Source organism: Streptococcus sp. SCPM-O-B-23252 (M501) (genome assembly GCF_058200355.1).
Genome location: NZ_JBYQGS010000002.1, coordinates 13,983 through 30,671 on the forward strand (window position 1 = coordinate 13,983; position 16,689 = coordinate 30,671).

General features: G+C 42.6%; 15 protein-coding genes. 2 read left to right on the plus strand and 13 right to left on the minus strand.

What is annotated here, in order from left to right:
• Window position 1 precedes the first annotated feature (1 nt).
• From sufD to AC3E6G_RS06440, 6 genes are all read right to left on the minus strand, one after another.
• Window positions 2-1,264: a Fe-S cluster assembly protein SufD gene (sufD, locus tag AC3E6G_RS06415; RefSeq protein ID WP_314837144.1), complete on the minus strand. Its 1,263-nt coding sequence runs from the start codon at window positions 1,262-1,264 to the stop codon at window positions 2-4.
• Between the two features lie 41 nt (window positions 1,265-1,305).
• Window positions 1,306-2,076, minus strand: coding sequence for a Fe-S cluster assembly ATPase SufC (sufC, locus tag AC3E6G_RS06420; RefSeq protein WP_314837145.1), 771 nt, complete (start codon window positions 2,074-2,076; stop codon window positions 1,306-1,308).
• A gap of 86 nt (window positions 2,077-2,162) precedes the next feature.
• Window positions 2,163-3,320: a glycosyltransferase family 4 protein gene (locus AC3E6G_RS06425; protein ID WP_314837146.1), complete on the minus strand. Its 1,158-nt coding sequence runs from the start codon at window positions 3,318-3,320 to the stop codon at window positions 2,163-2,165.
• A complete protein-coding gene (mecA, locus tag AC3E6G_RS06430) occupies window positions 3,317-4,063 on the minus strand; it encodes an adaptor protein MecA (protein ID WP_061564740.1) in 747 nt (248 codons plus the stop codon). Before mecA ends, AC3E6G_RS06425 begins: the two co-directional genes overlap by 4 nt.
• A gap of 165 nt (window positions 4,064-4,228) precedes the next feature.
• Window positions 4,229-5,065, minus strand: coding sequence for an undecaprenyl-diphosphate phosphatase (locus AC3E6G_RS06435; RefSeq protein WP_048692043.1), 837 nt, complete (start codon window positions 5,063-5,065; stop codon window positions 4,229-4,231).
• A 160-nt stretch (window positions 5,066-5,225) separates the two neighbouring features.
• The gene (locus AC3E6G_RS06440; protein WP_048691456.1) at window positions 5,226-7,133 is read right to left on the minus strand and encodes a DUF2207 domain-containing protein; all 1,908 of its coding nucleotides are present in this window, start codon (window positions 7,131-7,133) and stop codon (window positions 5,226-5,228) included.
• 120 nt (window positions 7,134-7,253) lie between these two features.
• Between AC3E6G_RS06440 and AC3E6G_RS06445 the strand changes: the two genes are divergently transcribed.
• Window positions 7,254-8,816 (plus strand): ABC transporter substrate-binding protein/permease, encoded by a 1,563-nt coding sequence (locus AC3E6G_RS06445; RefSeq protein WP_490700694.1) that lies wholly within the window; start codon window positions 7,254-7,256, stop codon window positions 8,814-8,816.
• On the plus strand, window positions 8,816-9,556 hold the full coding sequence (locus AC3E6G_RS06450; protein ID WP_490700695.1) for an amino acid ABC transporter ATP-binding protein: 741 nt from the start codon (window positions 8,816-8,818) through the stop codon (window positions 9,554-9,556). The genes AC3E6G_RS06445 and AC3E6G_RS06450 overlap by 1 nt, the downstream gene beginning before the upstream one ends.
• A 195-nt stretch (window positions 9,557-9,751) precedes the next feature.
• On the opposite strand, the gene AC3E6G_RS06455 is transcribed toward AC3E6G_RS06450, so the two are convergent.
• From AC3E6G_RS06455 to AC3E6G_RS06485, 7 genes are all read right to left on the minus strand, one after another.
• Entirely contained in the window at window positions 9,752-9,967 is a 216-nt protein-coding gene (locus tag AC3E6G_RS06455; RefSeq protein WP_006594972.1) for a capsule biosynthesis transcriptional regulator, read from the minus strand.
• 109 nt (window positions 9,968-10,076) lie between these two features.
• Window positions 10,077-10,964: an SPFH domain-containing protein gene (locus AC3E6G_RS06460; RefSeq protein ID WP_023022202.1), complete on the minus strand. Its 888-nt coding sequence runs from the start codon at window positions 10,962-10,964 to the stop codon at window positions 10,077-10,079.
• Window positions 10,965-11,024: 60 nt separating this feature from the next.
• Window positions 11,025-12,275, minus strand: coding sequence for a threonine ammonia-lyase IlvA (ilvA, locus tag AC3E6G_RS06465; protein WP_195324786.1), 1,251 nt, complete (start codon window positions 12,273-12,275; stop codon window positions 11,025-11,027).
• 215 nt (window positions 12,276-12,490) lie between these two features.
• Complete coding sequence (gene ilvC / locus AC3E6G_RS06470) at window positions 12,491-13,513, minus strand: ketol-acid reductoisomerase (RefSeq protein WP_023027688.1); 1,023 nt, start codon at window positions 13,511-13,513, stop codon at window positions 12,491-12,493.
• A gap of 64 nt (window positions 13,514-13,577) precedes the next feature.
• A complete protein-coding gene (ilvN, locus tag AC3E6G_RS06475) occupies window positions 13,578-14,054 on the minus strand; it encodes an acetolactate synthase small subunit (protein ID WP_006594976.1) in 477 nt (158 codons plus the stop codon).
• Window positions 14,047-15,747 (minus strand): acetolactate synthase large subunit, encoded by a 1,701-nt coding sequence (locus tag AC3E6G_RS06480; protein WP_048788759.1) that lies wholly within the window; start codon window positions 15,745-15,747, stop codon window positions 14,047-14,049. The genes ilvN and AC3E6G_RS06480 overlap by 8 nt, the downstream gene beginning before the upstream one ends.
• 341 nt (window positions 15,748-16,088) lie before the next feature.
• On the minus strand, window positions 16,089-16,688 hold the full coding sequence (locus AC3E6G_RS06485) for a response regulator transcription factor (RefSeq protein ID WP_129270464.1): 600 nt from the start codon (window positions 16,686-16,688) through the stop codon (window positions 16,089-16,091).
• Window position 16,689 lies beyond the last annotated feature (1 nt).

A 16,689-nucleotide genomic window follows, 5' to 3' on the forward strand; every position in this document is an offset into this window, starting at 1 on the left:
TTTATCTCTTCAATAATTTATCTTCAATGGTTTGGATCATTTCTTCACGAACTTCTTTGACTGGAATCTCCACAATCACCGATCCAAGGAAACCACGAACCACTAGGCGTTCTGCAGTTGCCTGATCCAAGCCACGGCTCATGAGGTAGTACATGTCTTCTGGATCTACCTGACCGATAGAAGCTGCGTGACCTGCAGTCACATCATTTTCATCGATCAAAAGAATTGGGTTAGCATCGGAACGAGCTTGGTCAGAAAGCATTAACACACGGCTTTCTTGTTGGGCATCTGCCCCTTTTGCTCCCTTGATAATGTGGCCAATCCCGTTGAAGGTCAAGGTTGCCTTTTCAAGAATGACCCCATGTTGGAGAATGTTCCCTACCGAATTGCAACCATAGTTGGTTACACGGGTATCAATCCCTTGTACCTGACGACCACTAGATAGGGCTACGACCTTCAAGTCAGCATGGCTGCCGTTTCCTATCAAGTCACTATCAAAGTCAGCAACGACATTTCCTTCGTTCATGACACCGATTGCCCAGTCAATGCTAGCATCCTTACCTAGTTTCCCACGGCGGCTAATGTAGGCAGTGACATTCTCACCAAGACGATCAATCGCAGCAAACTTCACTTGCGCACCTGAACGCGCAATCACTTCTACTGTGATATTGGCAGTTGCTTTAGCACTACCTTCTCCACGTGACTCTAACCGTTCAAGGTAACTGATCTTACTGTTCTTACCAGCGATAATCAAGATGTGCTTGTTAAATGGCACATCGCTATCACTATCCTGGTAGAAGACACCCTCGATTGGCTCCGCGATTTCTACATGATCTGGAATATAAAGAACAGCTCCACTATTGAAATAAGCTGTGTGGTAGGCTGCCAACTTGTCATCATCATATTTAACGGATGACATGAAAAATTCCTCTACGACCTCTGGAATTACTTCCAGGGCTGAGTGGAAGTCTGTAAAGATGACTCCCCGGTTGGCCAAGTCAACTGGAATCTGTTCAAATACTGTATGAGTTCCATGCTGAACCAATTTTAATTGATTGTCAATCGCAGTGAAGTCTGGCACAGCAGTGAGTGGTTCACTTTCTGTGATTGTTCCATCCCCAAGATTCCAACGATGAAATTTCACGCGTTCAATCACAGGTAGTTCTAAGTCATCAATTTTATCAAAAGCCCTCTGGCGCAAGTCCTGCAACCATTGGGGCTCTGCATGCATTTCTGAAAAAAGTTTGATATTTTCTTTGGTCATTTACTCCTCCTCAAAGATCCTGTTCAGTTTTGGACACAAGATTAGAGTTCTTCTTTGTAGTCGTAACCTAACTCTTCTGCTAATTTCGCGTATCCTTCACGCTCCAAACGCACAGCAAGTTCAGGACCACCTGAAAGGACGACACGACCTTCCATCATCACATGAACCACATCAGGAGTAATGTAGTTTAAAAGACGTTGGTAGTGGGTAATGATCATGGCACCAAAACCTTCGCCACGCATTTCATTGACCCCTTTTGAAACTACTTTAAGGGCATCAATATCCAAACCGGAGTCAATCTCATCAAGGAGGGCAAACTTCGGTTCCAACATCAACAATTGCAGAATCTCATTGCGTTTCTTCTCACCACCTGAGAAACCTTCGTTTAAATAGCGTTCTGCCATTTCTTCCTTCATATTGAGGAGTTCCATTTTCTGGTCTAATTTTGTGATGAATTCACGAACAGAAATTTTTTCGTCCTCTTCTTTGCCTGCATTCATGGCTGCACGAAGGAATTCAGCATTGGTAATTCCTGGAATTTCTGATGGGTATTGCATAGCCAAGAAAAGGCCCATGCGAGCACGCTCATCCACTTCCAATTCAAGGATATTCACTCCATCAAATAGAATTTCACCCTTGGTCACTTCATAGTTTGGATTCCCCATGATCGCTGCAGATAGGGTTGATTTCCCTGTCCCGTTAGGTCCCATGATGGCTGCAATTTCCCCTGTTTTAAGGGTCAAGTTCACGCCTTTTAAAATTTCCTTGCCTTCAATTTCTACATGAAGATCTTTAATCTCTAATACTGACATTTGTATTCCTTTCTGCTATAGAGTTTTGTCTTATCTAGTATAACAAAAAAAAGCCTAAAAGGCTTTTCTGGTGTTTAGAATCGTTCTTATTTAGTCTTGTTTTTTCTATTTTGTCGAACTTCCTCTCGATAGGCAGAATTTCCTATATAGCGTAAGCAATTGAGGAGCGGACTATGGTTAGGACCTAGGACTCCAATCAATTCTGCTAATAATTCAACTCCTAATACCAAACCGATGACAAGCAGAACGCCACCAATACGAGTCGAAATATTCAATAGAAGAGAAATCATAGCAAAAATCATCGAAATTCCATAGATAACCAAGACAGTTCCACGATGCGTTAAGCCCAAAGAAAGTAGGCGATGGTGCAAGTGATTCCGGTCTGGGGCATAGAACTTCTGACCAGAGAGAGTCCGACGAACAATCGCTAAAAAGGTATCCGTAATGGGAACTCCCAAGATAATCATCGGCGTAACAACCGCAACTGCCGTCGCATTCTTAAGACCTTGCAAGGACAAAACAGCGATCATAAAACCAATGAAGAGGGCTCCTGTATCCCCCAAATAAAGAATCGCTGGATGATAATTAAAGGGGAAGAAACCAGCAATGGCCATGACTAATACAAAAATCGTCATAGTTAGGAAGAGATTGGGCACTGGGAGAAAGAAATGAGAAACAATCCCCATCGTCACCAAGGAAATAATCGAAACCCCACTGACCAGACCATCCAAACCATCAATCAAATTGACTGCATTGGTAATCGAAATGATCCAAATGACTGTTAAAATATAGGACAACCAGGGATCAAAATGAAGAAATGGCCCTCCAAAAGGGATCTTGAAATCATTTAAGCGAAAATCTGTAAAGATCCAGATCACACTGGCCCCTAGGAAAATCCCCAGCATCTTTAACCGCGGTGATAGTTCTTTTATATCATCGATTAAACCAGTCAGACCAATGATCCATCCTCCAACGACAACTGGTAAAGTATAGGTCAGATAAGATGTCTTGGCTACATAGCCTTTGGTAATCATCGGTAGCAATACCACGGTTGCAATGGTAAAAGCAAGAAGAATGGCTAAACCACCAGCGCTGGGCATGGGTTTTTTATTGATCCGACGCGCATTTGGATAGTCTACGGCATCTATTTTAAAGGCCAATAACCTCACAAAGGGAGTTAGAATCAAACTGATCAAAAAAGTTGCAATCAGGACCAGGATAAATTGTAATGGAAAAGTAATCATACCAAATTAACCTTTTGAAGTTCGTGAATAGCATCTGAGACGAGCAAGAGATGACCATGTTCCTGGAGGACAGCTCTAGTAGTATCTGTGTCTTCTGCATATTCACGCATGGTTGCCAAGAGCCAACCTGGATAATCTTGCGGGCACCCTTCCAAATCAATCAAGACGGTTAAATAGTAAATCCCGTCCATTTTATAAAGCTCCGAAGTCTCGACCGCATAATGAACTGTCTTTGTAAACCGAATCACTTCTTCTAACTGAGAAAACTGGAGGATATAATAAATATACCGTGTATCTACTGGATGATTCGGCGTATCTTCTTCTGAAAGCTGATTCTCATCAGCCAATTCCTCAGCTTCTAAATGACGGATAGCATCGCCGTCTCCCTTACTCTTTTCAGAGATGGTTTTTTCCAAGGTCTTGATAAATTCGTCTGGAGACATTTGCGACAATTCTTCCATATCAGGCAAGTCGGAAAAATCTTCAAAATTTAGATGCTGATCAATTTTTGATTTGGTCACAAAAACATCAAGCTTATCTGGCTTAGGAGTCACTCGGAAACTCAACATACCACTGTCTAAGAAGCTTTCTGGCATTTCCAATTCATCTAAGATGGTATAGAAAAATTCTTCTGTTTTTTCTTGAGGCACCAAAAAATCGGCCATTTCCATGCCTCGTTCTTCTAAATCCTCTAATTGAATCGTGATTTTAATCGTTGAATCACTGATTTGCTTCATCTTCATGACTGCACCTCATACTGTTAGTCTTTCTATTATACTAAAAAGGGACATATTTTTCAAAACATGACCCCCCACCTCAGATATGAAAAAACCTTAAACAAAAGAGCACTTCCTCTCCCCTCAAACATAGCCATTTGAAGAGAAAGAAGAAGCACTCCTATCTCATGATTAGATAAAGATTTTTATTACTGCATAGACCAGCAAAATCGCTCCCAAAACAATCCGATATTTTCCAAAAACCGTGAAGTCATGAGTTTTAACATAATCTGTCAAGAAGCGAATCGCTACCATACTGACTCCGAAGGCAACTGCCATAGCGACCAAAAGGATCGTCCCTTGGCTGAAACTTAAAGCATTTCCTCCCAAGACAAACTTAGCGACCTTTAATAGGCTAGCTCCAAACATGGCAGGAATCCCCAGATAGAAGGTAAATTCTGTCACAACAGAACGGCTAACTCCATTGACCAAACCACCTACAATCGTTGCACCTGACCGACTGGTCCCTGGGAAAAGTGACAAGACTTGGAACAAACCAATATAGAGAGCAGTCTTATAAGGCAACTTGTGTAATTCCGTCACTTCTGGTTCTACTTGCTCCCGTTTTTCAAGGTAAATAAAGGCCCAACCATAGGTGATCAGCATGATGGCTACAGAAAAAGAGTTATGAAAATGAGCTTCAAACCAATCATCTAATTTAAAGACAAAGAGCAAAGGCAGGGTCGCCACAGCAACCTTGGCCCACAATTGCCAAGTCCGTCTCACCTCTTTTTTCGATTTTCCAGGCTTAAAGGGATAAAGCTTGTCGAAGTAAATCACGACGACGGCCATAATTGCACCAAGCTGAATAACGACATTAAACATCTCCATAAAGGCAGGGTTTTGATCCTTAAACTGGATAAAGTCTTGGATCAAAATCAAATGACCTGTACTTGAGATTGGAAGCCACTCGGTGACTCCTTCAACGATTCCAAAAAGAATCGCTTTTATCACTTCAATGATAAACATCTTCTTCTCCTAAACTTACATTTGCTATATTATAACACATTTCTAGCCATAGAACCAGATGTGCTTGCAAGGATGCATAGACTAAAAAAAGTGAGGTAGATCCTACCTCACTTCTTTAAAATTGTAACTACAACTGTGGCTAGCTAGCACTTGTGCGACTCTAAAAAGCACCGAAACCACCGCCACCACCGCCACCAGAGAAGCCACCACCAGAACTACCGCTTGAAGACACTGTAAAATGACTAGCAGTTGTCGCGGTCGTTCCATAAGTAGATAAGAGATGGCTGGAATGGATCAGATTACTACGAAATGGAGTGTAGACATAGGCATCCATACTTGGGTTATCCAAGTGGATTTGACGAAGTTTCATCACTTTACTTACTTGATCTGCAAAACCAAACAGAGTAGCATAGACTAATAAGCGATTCCATAAAACCAGCGATTGAACTTCTGCTTCTTCCAAATGAGCGATATCCCGCAACATATTACGGAAGCTATCCCAGTAATAGCGCTGTTCTGCACCGAGGTCCGTTGGGACTCCATCCCGTCGATAGAGGGTGAACTTCCCTTGGAAGGATGCCGGAAGAATCCACATTATCAACACATAGATCACACAAAAGATAGAGAGCCAATTCAAGATGAAATAAGCAATTAGGCCGGCTACCAAAGCAATGCTCCACGCAGCCCATCCAAAGAAGAGACACATACGGCCTGCACGTTCCTCCCCTACCTCTAAAGGACGGTAGTAAGGAGAAAGGGCAAAGGTTTGGATCTTTTGTTGAACTGCCTGAGCGACACGAGAAATCGCTGCATCAATCCGATCTTGCGCTTGTTTTCCTCTCTTGCGAATGGCATCTTGCTCTTTCTCAGACGCATATTTATAGAGAGAATCCGAAATTTCATAATCTGAAAACAAGTCATCTGTTCTACAATATTTTTGAGAACCGAAAGCAAGTCTAAGAAACTCGCGCTCAAATTCATCCAATGTATCTTCATTTTGAATGGTTAAAACTGTATGAGTGTCGTATTGCTCACAGATGATATTTTTTCGATCAATCAAATCAAGTAAGGTTGCTTGCACCAACTGATCAAATTTAAAGGCGCCCCGAGCATGTTTTTTGGTTGGAGAAATCTCATCTAGCTCTGTAGAGTATACAATCGAGGCCATTAGTAGAGGCGCAACGTCATTTGGAATCTCATACAAGCGGCTATTTTTTGGGAAAACTCTGGTAGAAGTCACAGATTGCATGAATCGATAACGATAATAAATAGCAAGAAGAAGGATGAACAGAATAAGGATTGGGAGTAGGACCTTCATAAATAGGCGAATCCAGGTCCGTTTTTGAACAATTCCTGCTTCCGTCCGATGATAGTTGGACTCCTCCATCAAACCTGTATCGCGATAGGATTCCCCAAAGGAAGCTACATCCGATTTCCGCCAGTAAGCATAAATCTCAACACCTTCTTTTCGTTTCAGATTCTCTAGAGTAGCCTTATAGTTTGCTTCTTCTTTCTGAACAGTTGCCTCAGCCCCCATATAAGCCGTATGGATATTCAGTTCCGATTTCGAGGCAGGCGTGGCAAATTTCGGGATAACCTGTAACTCTACTTTTTTGACCTCTTGATCCCCATCACTGATTGGTTTCCAGTTCAATAATAGGATATCTTGGTGAACATAGAGCAGGTTTTTTAAGCGCCAGGTAACCTTTATCTTGACAGTATCCCCTGCACTTCCGCCGTTATAAATCTTCACCTGATAACCATCGCCTAAATTATGAACTTCTGGTTCTTGCGACAAGGTTCTACCTTCCACTTCCACCAAAGGAGGAATTACTATTTCAAAACCTTGAGGCATTTTACCCGCACTTCCCAAGGTGACATATTGACCATTATAGGAAGTTGTAAAATGATAGACCAATTCTTCCTCATAGGTAGCATCGTCCCAAGTTTCCAAGGTAAGAGTCCCCCGATAAGACTGAACCTCATAGGAAGGACCATCCGCTTTTACAAAACCTGTTATAAATAGACAGGCCATCACTGCCAATAGAACATACAGAATTTTTTTCATTTCCCCTATACTCCTTTGGTTTATTATAGCATTTTTTCATGAAAAGGTTATCAGGTTTGAAAAGTAGACCAATTTCCTGTACAATAAGATGATACTATTTATAAAGGAAGAGGAGACTACATGAAAAAAACAATTTATGCTCTCTTTACCGGACTACTTTTGTGTCTGGGAATGAGCCATATTGTCAAAGCAGATGAGTATCTCCGGATTGGAATGGAGGCTGCGTATGCTCCTTTCAACTGGACTCAAGAAGATGATTCAAATGGAGCCGTAAAGATTGATGGCACCAATCAATATGCCAACGGGTACGATGTTCAAATCGCCAAAAAGGTTGCTGAGGGACTAGGTAAAAAACCTCTGATCGTAAAAACATCTTGGAACGGACTAATTCCAGCCCTCACTTCTGGGAAAATCGATATGATTATCGCCGGGATGAGTCCTACTGCTGAGCGCAAAAAAGAGGTTGCTTTTTCTAATAGCTACTATACTAGTGAGCCAGTCATGCTGGTCCGCAAAGATGGAAACTATGCGAATGCCTCTAGTCTAGATGACTTTAAGGATGCAAAGGTCACCTCTCAACAAGGGGTCTACCTCTACTCTCTCATCTCCCAACTCAAGGGTGCAAAACAAGAAACTGCAATGGGTGATTTTGCCCAGATGCGTCAAGCTTTAGAATCTGGTGTTATCGATGCCTATGTTTCTGAGCGTCCAGAAGCCTTGACAGCTGAGTCCGCTAATTCAAAATTTAAGATGATCCAATTCAAAAAAGGTTTTGAAGTTGGGGAGGAAGATGCAACCATCGCTATCGGGATGAAGAAAGGGGACAGTCGAATTGACCAAGTCAATGCTACACTAGCTAAGATTTCATCTGAAGACCAAGTCAAACTCATGGATGATATGATCAAGAAGCAACCCGCTTCCAGTGATGCTAGCGATGATGAGCAGACTTTCTTCAGCCAAATGATGAAGATTTTGAAAGATAATGGCCCACAGTTCTTACGTGGAACTGGTATGACCCTCCTCATCTCCATGACAGGGACAATCGCTGGTTTGATCATCGGTTTGTTAATCGGTGTCTTCCGGACTGCTCCTACGTCTAAAAACAAGGCTCTCGCTGCCTTGCAATCATTCTTTGGTTGGTTCCTCAATGTCTACATTGAAATCTTCCGCGGAACTCCGATGATCGTTCAATCCATGGTTATTTTCTACGGTTCGGCCCAAGCCTTCAACATTTCCTTGGATCGTACCTGGGCCGCCATCTTTATCGTTTCGATCAATACAGGGGCTTATATGAGTGAGATTGTTCGTGGAGGAATCTTGGCAGTGGATACTGGTCAGTTTGAAGCAGCGACTGCTCTAGGAATGACCCATGGACAAACCATGCGCAAGGTCATCCTTCCTCAGGTCGTTCGGAATATCTTGCCAGCGACAGGGAATGAATTTGTCATCAACATCAAGGACACATCTGTCTTGAATGTTATCTCTGTGGTCGAACTTTACTTTACAGGAAATACGGTCGCAACTCAAAACTACCAATACTTCCCAACCTTTACTATTATTGCGGTTATTTACTTTATCCTGACTTTCACTATCACCCGTATCCTTCGTTACATTGAACGTCGCTTAGATTCTGATACTTATACTACAGGTGCCAATCAAATGCAAGTCAATGAGGTGAAATAATGGCAGAAAAAATTCTTGAAATCCAACATTTAAAAAAATCTTATGGTCAAAATGAGGTTTTGAAAGATATTTCCCTTACGGTTGAAAAAGGAGAGGTGATCTCCATCATAGGGAGCTCTGGTAGCGGAAAATCAACCTTCCTTCGCTCCATCAATCTTCTAGAAACTCCTACAGCTGGAGAGATTCTCTATCGTGGACAAAATGTTCTTGATCCTGAGTATGATCTTACCCACTACCGCGAGAAATTAGGGATGGTTTTCCAAAGCTTTAATCTCTTCGAAAATTTAAATGTCTTGGAAAATACGATCGTTGCACAAACGACCGTCCTCAAGCGTGATCGTGAAACCGCAGAAAAAGTTGCCAAAGAAAACCTTGAAAAAGTCGGTATGGGATCTCAATATTGGGCTGCCCGTCCGAAACAACTTTCAGGTGGTCAAAAGCAACGGGTCGCTATCGCGCGTGCCCTTTCCATGGATCCTGATGCCATCCTCTTTGATGAACCAACTTCCGCCCTGGACCCTGAAATGGTTGGGGAAGTTTTGAAGATCATGCAGGACCTCGCTAAAGAAGGTTTGACCATGATCGTCGTAACCCACGAAATGGAATTTGCTCGCGATGTCTCAAGTCGTGTTATCTTTATGGACAAGGGGGTCATCGCTGAACAAGGTGATCCGAAAGAAATCTTTACCAATCCAAAAGAAGAACGGACCAAAGAATTCTTACAACGTTTCTTAAACTAAAACAAACTCCCTCACTGGAAATCCTTCCGATGAGGGAGTTTTTAAATACCATCAATTGAAAGCACGATTCCACACATAAACTTGTTGAAATCCTTTGATAGATATGAAGTAAGCTAGTGATACTTTCCTACGATATCCTGATTTATACTATATAAAAAGAAGGGAAGCTTTTTCCCTTCTTTTTTATATCTAAGTTTAATTTTCGAATTTTTGATGATTCTTATCATAAAAATCGATCAAGCCAAGCGCAGTTTCAAACGAAATGTTCTTCACTTTTGCACGACCTTGCGCAAGTGCAATGATAGACATTTCACGGGCATTCGTTTCTTTACTGATACGATAGCCAGTGATCTTTTTATCACGTACCCAACCAACAACTGATTCCACTTTTTCGAAGTTCGATTTAGCCATGATTCTTCTCCTATATTATTATTTCCAATACTAATATAAAATTTTTTGCATATTTTGTCAACCATAATAACTGAAAATACGAACAATTTTAAAAAAGTCAGATATTTTGTTATTTAGCTTTTAAAGCTGAGAGGATTTGGGTGCGAATATTCTCTACGCCATCCGGATTTGCTGGTAAGAAGAGGGTATTGGTGCCTTGTTTTTCTGCAAAGTTATTCAAAGTATCCAAATATTGGTTGGTCAAAAGAATCGACATAATCTGTTCTTCTGTCAAATTCACATTGGTGTCTTTCAATTCCTTGATAGAATCTGCCAAACCATCTACAATAGCCTTCCGTTGTTCTGCAATCCCGACCCCGTGAAGGCGATCTTTTTCAGCTTCCGCTTCGGCTGCGGTAACAATCTTAATCTTGTCCGCTTCAGCCAATTCTTGGGCAGCCACACGTTTCCGTTGAGCAGCGTTGATCTCATTCATTGACTGCTTGACTTCAGCATCTGGTTCAACCTTGGTAATCAAGGTTTTTACAATGATATACCCGTAGGTTGACATTTCTTCAGCTACTTGTTTTTGAACCTCAAGGGCGATTTCATCCTTTTTCTCAAACAATTCATCCAAGGTTAACTTTGGAACAGAGGAGCGCAAGGCATCTTCGATGTAAGATTTGATCTGAGCTTCTGGACGCATCAATTTGTAGTAAGCATCCGTTACATTGTTTTCATTTACGCGGTATTGTGTCGCGACATTCATGGTAACGAATACGTTATCTTGTGTCTTAGTTTCAACTACAATCTCGCTTTGCAAGAGACGCAATTGCACACGCGCAGCAATTTTATCGATACCAAATGGTGCACGGACATGAATCCCACTGTTGCTGATCTTTTGGTAGCGTCCAAAACGCTCAATAATCGCAACAGATTGTTGTTTCACCACATAGAGTGAGCTAATGAATACAGTAGCTCCAACTACTAGAATAGCCAATAGAAAAATCCAAATCATTTCCTGATTCTCCTTTATATTTTATTACTTTTTTGAAGTGACTCTTTGTTAAAGAAGCCATCATACCAACATGTTATAGAGGGTTTCATTTCCATTTAGGTTAATGAAAGAAGGGTCAAATTGTTCAATCCGATTGATCAGACCTGCATAGTCATGCTTATCTGCCAAAGCAACCCCAATCAAGACTGGGCCAGTCCCCTTACTTGCTCGTTTGATGTACTCAAACCGCGTGATATCGTCATTTGGTCCTAAGATATCATTTACAAATTCTCGAAGAGCTCCTGGACGTTGCGGGAAGTTGACGATAAAGTAGTGTTTGATACCATCATAGATCAAAGCTCGCTCTTCCATCTCTGGCATCCGGTTAATATCATTGTTCCCCCCAGAAATCACACAGCAAATGGTCTTTCCTTTGATATACTCTCTCAACACTTCTAAAGCCGCTACACTGGCAGCTCCAGCTGGTTCTGCAACCAAGCCTTGCTTAGAATAAAGATCAATCAAGGTCTCAGAGATCAAGCCCTCGTTGACGCCAATCAAGGTCTCAACATTTTTTTTCGTTGCCTCATAAGTCAACTGGCCTACCTTTTGAACAGCAATCCCATCCGCAAACTTATCAATCTGTTTGAGTTTTACCGGGCCTCCAGCTTCAAAGGCTGCCTTCATCGACCGAGCCCCATCTGCTTCAATTCCAATAACCTCGATGTCCGGCGCTTGTTCCTTGATATAGGTAGATACTCCGGCGATGAGGCCACCTCCACCAACTGGTACTAACACCGCATCGAAGTCGATGGACTCTTTTTTAGCTTCCTCTAGAATTTCGTAGGCTACAGTTCCTTGACCTGCTTGGACATTGGCATCATCAAATGGATCAATGAAGGTACAGTTTTTAAGCTCGGTATATTCCTGCGCAGCCTTAGAAGAAGCATCAAAAGTATCTCCTACTAATTTAATGGTCACATATTCTCCACCGAAGAAACGAACCTGGCTAATCTTTTGCTGAGGTGTCGTAATCGGCATAAAGATGGTCGCTGGGATTTTCATCTCCCGGCAGGTGTAGGCAACTCCTTGAGCGTGGTTGCCCGCTGAGGCACAGACCACTCCTCGTTCTCTCTCTTTCGCATGTAACTGAGAAATCGCGTAGTAGGCTCCACGAATCTTAAAGGAACGAACCCGTTGCGCATTTTCCTTCTTTAAATAGATTTTTGCTCCATACTTTTCGGATAAATAATGATCATAATCTAAGGGAGTCTCAACAACCACACCCTTTAAGACCTTGTGGGCTTTTATGATATCTTTCGATGTTATCATGGTCTTCCTCTTCTTCTCCTTATTTCATCTAATTATATCAAAAGACTGCAAAAATTTCAGCGTGTTTTCCAAATTTTCAGAAAAATCACCCAAAATGTTCGATATGCCACGTCTCTTCATACAGATTCTGCTAAATGGTTGAAAATACCTTCCAATCCATCTCTGCTATTGATGAAAAAGAAGTTGGGATTTCTCCCAACTTCACCATCACCTCATTAGTTATAGATTTTAAAGGCGTCGTCGTCATTTTTTCCAACGAATGGCATTGCTTTACGCAATTCAGCACCAACTTTTTCGATTTCAAGGTTAGCCGCTTGTTCACGGTAAGCAGTCAATTTTGGACGACCAGCTTTGTAGTCGTTCACAAAGTCGTTGGCGAATTTACCATTTTGGATATCCGCAAGAACGGCTTTCATGTTTTCTTTCACTTGTTCAGTGATGACACGTGGACCTGACACATAGTCACCGTATTCAGCAGTGTTTGAAATTGATTGACGCATTTTCTTGAATCCACCTTCGTAGATCAAGTCAACGATGAGTTTCATTTCGTGAAGTACTTCAAAGTAAGCCAATTCTGGAGCGTATCCAGCTTCCGTCAAGACTTCAAAACCTGCTTCGATAAGGGCAGTCAAACCACCACAGAGAACGGCTTGTTCACCAAACAAATCTTCTTCAGTTTCTTCTTTGTATGTTGTTTCCAAAAGACCAACACGTGCTGAACCAACACCTTTACACCAGTCCATAGCGATATCTTTAGCATTTCCTGTAGCATCTTGGTAGACAGCGTAAAGCGCAGGAACACCAAATCCTTCTTCATACGTACGACGTACCAAGTGACCAGGTCCTTTAGGCGCACACATGAAGACATCTACATCTGCAGGAACTTTGATGAATTCGAAGTGGATGTTGAAACCATGTGCAAATCCAACAGCATTACCAGCTTCCAAGTTTGGAGCAATTTCTGCTTCGTACAATTCTTGTTGGATTTCGTCTGGAGCCAAGATCATGATGACATCAGCCAATTTAGTTGCTTCTGCTACTGTGTAAGTATCAAAACCATCTTCTTTTGCTTTATCAAAAGATTTACCTGGACGTACACCGATAATCACATCATGACCTGAGTCACGCAAGTTTTGAGCGTGGGCATGACCTTGTGAGCCATAACCGATAACGGCGATTTTTTTACCGTCAAGTGCTGCTACTTTTACATCTTTTTCGTATTCCATTTGAACTGCCATAGTTTTTTCTCTCTTTTCTATTTTTATTGCCTCTTAGGCTGTTTTAACAAATTTAGGTTGGATTTTAATCGCGGGTAAAGCCAGTTGCACCAGTCCGTGCGACATTTTTAATCCCATAAGGACGAATGACACGCAAGAGAGCTTCGTTCTTCTCTGCATTTCCTGTCATCTGCACGGTGATGGAGCTTGGAGCCACGTCAACCACAGTCGCGCGGAAGGGCTGGATAATAGCCAACAATTCTGCTCGTTTCTCTGCTGGTGCAGAGACCTTGATCAGAATAACTTCACGCTCTAGGTGAGGTTTATCTGTAATGTCTCGGACGCGAATTACATCGACCTGGCGATTGAGTTGCTTGATGATTTGTTCGACTTCATCATGAGATGCAACATCGATGATGATGGTAATCCGCGATACATTCGGATTTTCTGTCGCTCCCACTGAGATGCTCTCAATGTTGACTTGTCGTCTAGACAAGACACCGGTAAAGCGGTTGAGAACCCCAGACCGGTTTTGAAGTTTGGCTGTTAACATTCTACGCATTAAACTTCACCCCCAACATCTCATGATTGCTCTTACCAGCTGGTACCATTGGTAGAACGTGTTCTTTCCGAGAAATGTCAATCTCGATGAACATTGGTACATCTTCGGTAATGACTTCCAAATCCTTCTCGAGGGTCTCGGGATTGTCAAATTTGTAGTTCTTAATCCCATAGGCTTGCGCCATCAATTGGAAGTCTGGCAAGGTTTCAAAGACGGACTCTGATGTTCGTCCATCATAGAAGGCTTCTTGCCACTGCCGAACCATCCCAAGTGAATGGTTATTGAGCATGATGACCTTGATCGGAATCTTGTAAACATTCAAGATTGCCAATTCTTGGTTGGTCATCTGGAAGCCACCATCTCCGACAAAGAGCACGACTTCTTTGTCTGGATTGGCAATCTTAGCACCAATTGCAGCTGGTACACCGAATCCCATGGTCCCTAGACCACCAGAAGTCACTAATTGCCGTTCGTTTTGATATGGGTAGTACTGAGCTGCCCACATTTGGTGTTGGCCAACGTCTGTCACGACGATGGCATCCCCCTTGGTCAACTCACCCACGCGTTCAATAACTGCTTGGGGTTGGACCACGCGTTCTTTCTTATCGTAAGAACGAACCCGGTTCTTATCTTTTGTGACCTTCTCGATCCATTTCTCCGTATTGTTGTGAACGACTGGCTCTGCCAACAATTGTTGTAGAGCTTTCTTCGCATCGCCAACGACGGGAATATCGACTGCAATGATTTTACCAATCTCTGCTGGGTCAATATCAATATGAGCGACTTTGGCATTCTTCGCAAAGGTCTTTGGATTTCCTGTCAGACGGTCATCGAAACGACAGCCAATACTGATCATGAAATCCGCTTCGGTCATGGCAATGTTGGCCGCAAAGGATCCGTGCATCCCACCCATTCCAAGGAAGAGAGGATGGTTTGTCGCAATCGTTCCCTGACCTAAAAGGCTAGTCACTACAGGGATCTGATAGCGTTCTGCTAAGGCTACCAATTCTTCTGCCGCTTCCGCATAGCTAACGCCACCCCCAGCCAAAAGGACTGGTTTCTTAGCCTTGCCCAATTGCTTCAAGATTTTCTTAATCTGCAATTCATTTGGCTCAATGGTCGGTTGGTAACTTGGAATGTTGATTGCTGGGTTGAATACATAATCTGTTTCTAAGGCAGAGACATCTTTTGGAAGGTCAATGACGACAGGGCCTGGACGACCAGTTGTCGCAATATGGACCGCTTCAGTAATAATCCGTGGAATATCTGCTGTCTCTCGTACTTGGTAATTGTACTTGGTGATCGGCATGGTAATCCCAACAATATCTGCCTCTTGGAAGGCATCCTTCCCGATACCGGAACGGTTGACCTGTCCAGTAAATACAAGAAGAGGGACACTATCACTCATGGCGTCAGCAATACCTGTAATGGCATTGGTTGCCCCAGGTCCACTAGTGACGACTGCGACACCCAACTTTCCAGTTGATTTGGCGTAGCCTTCCGCTTCATGCAAACACCCTTGTTCATGTCGACCAAGAATGTGTTTGATCCCTTTAAAACTATAAATAGCATCGTAAAGGGGCAAAACCGCTCCACCTGGGTACCCAAAAATGGTATCAATCCCAAGATCTCGAAGCGTTTCTAGCACAAGCTCTGAACCTGTCTTTGCAGTTTCTAAGGTAATTTTCTCCATGTCTCTCCTTTCTGTTTCTTTGATTATCAAATGAGCATGCTACTATCATATCATTTTTGGAAAATATTTCAAGTAAAAATCACAAATTTTCTGAATTTTCTATCCAAATCCGAATAATGAGAGCTCTCCTAAAAAATTGACAAATCTAATCAAAAAAGAGGCTGGGACAAAAGTCCTAGCCTCTCAATTGTCTTTGGATTGTCGAGCAAGACGCAGTGGTTGAGTGGGCTCTACTACGCTGATTTCATCAGCTTTTACAGCCCTACTCAACTGTGCGGAGGTGGGACGACGAAATCGAATTCTAACCAATTACCGATTTCTGTCCCACTCTCTTTTCTTCCTTATAACCAACCCTTTTCTTGGGCAATCTTTGCTGCCTCAGTCCGATTCTCTGCATTTAACTTGGTCAGAATGGCTGACATATAATTGCGGATGGTCCCGTTAGAGAGAAATAATCGATCAGCAATTTCTTGGTTGGAAGCTCCTTTGGCGACTTCTTTTAGGACTGCTTGCTCCTGAGAACTTAGAGGATTGGGATGGGTCAAGATTCCCTCCATTAATTCAGGAGAATATTCTTTTTGACCTGCCAAAACGGTATGAAGGGTCCCCATCAAGTCCGTGATCCGGCGTTCTTTTAAGACATAGGCATCGACTCCAGCCTTCAGGGCCCGCTCAAAGTAACCCGGTCGCTTAAAGGTGGTAACGATGACAACCTTGAGCTGGGGTTGTTGACTTTTGGCCCATTCCAACACTTCTAGCCCTGTTTTGATGGGCATCTCAATATCTAAGATAGCAATATCAACTGGATGGGTTTCGAGTAAGCGAATAGCTTCTTGCCCGTCTCCAGCCTGCAAGACTTCTTCTACATCCTCTTGCAAAAGCAAGAGCTGGCAGAGGGCATCGCGCAACATACTTTGGTCTTCAGCAACTAATAAGCGCATC

Bases quoted from the DNA above. Each gene is read 5' to 3' on its own strand.
- AC3E6G_RS06450 (WP_490700695.1), top strand. From the start codon at position 8,816: ATGGCAGAAAAAATTCTTGAAATCCAACATTTAAAAAAATCTTATGGT.
- AC3E6G_RS06455 (WP_006594972.1), bottom strand. From the start codon at position 9,967: ATGGCTAAATCGAACTTCGAAAAAGTGGAATCAGTTGTTGGTTGGGTA.
- ilvC (WP_023027688.1), bottom strand. From the start codon at position 13,513: ATGGCAGTTCAAATGGAATACGAAAAAGATGTAAAAGTAGCAGCACTT.
- AC3E6G_RS06425 (WP_314837146.1), bottom strand. From the start codon at position 3,320: ATGATTACTTTTCCATTACAATTTATCCTGGTCCTGATTGCAACTTTT.
- sufD (WP_314837144.1), bottom strand. From the start codon at position 1,264: ATGACCAAAGAAAATATCAAACTTTTTTCAGAAATGCATGCAGAGCCC.
- AC3E6G_RS06445 (WP_490700694.1), top strand. From the start codon at position 7,254: ATGAAAAAAACAATTTATGCTCTCTTTACCGGACTACTTTTGTGTCTG.
- AC3E6G_RS06435 (WP_048692043.1), bottom strand. From the start codon at position 5,065: ATGTTTATCATTGAAGTGATAAAAGCGATTCTTTTTGGAATCGTTGAA.
- AC3E6G_RS06485 (WP_129270464.1), bottom strand. From the start codon at position 16,688: ATGCGCTTATTAGTTGCTGAAGACCAAAGTATGTTGCGCGATGCCCTC.
- AC3E6G_RS06460 (WP_023022202.1), bottom strand. From the start codon at position 10,964: ATGATTTGGATTTTTCTATTGGCTATTCTAGTAGTTGGAGCTACTGTA.
- ilvN (WP_006594976.1), bottom strand. From the start codon at position 14,054: ATGCGTAGAATGTTAACAGCCAAACTTCAAAACCGGTCTGGGGTTCTC.
- sufC (WP_314837145.1), bottom strand. From the start codon at position 2,076: ATGTCAGTATTAGAGATTAAAGATCTTCATGTAGAAATTGAAGGCAAG.
- ilvA (WP_195324786.1), bottom strand. From the start codon at position 12,275: ATGATAACATCGAAAGATATCATAAAAGCCCACAAGGTCTTAAAGGGT.
- mecA (WP_061564740.1), bottom strand. From the start codon at position 4,063: ATGAAGATGAAGCAAATCAGTGATTCAACGATTAAAATCACGATTCAA.
- AC3E6G_RS06480 (WP_048788759.1), bottom strand. From the start codon at position 15,747: ATGGAGAAAATTACCTTAGAAACTGCAAAGACAGGTTCAGAGCTTGTG.
- AC3E6G_RS06440 (WP_048691456.1), bottom strand. From the start codon at position 7,133: ATGAAAAAAATTCTGTATGTTCTATTGGCAGTGATGGCCTGTCTATTT.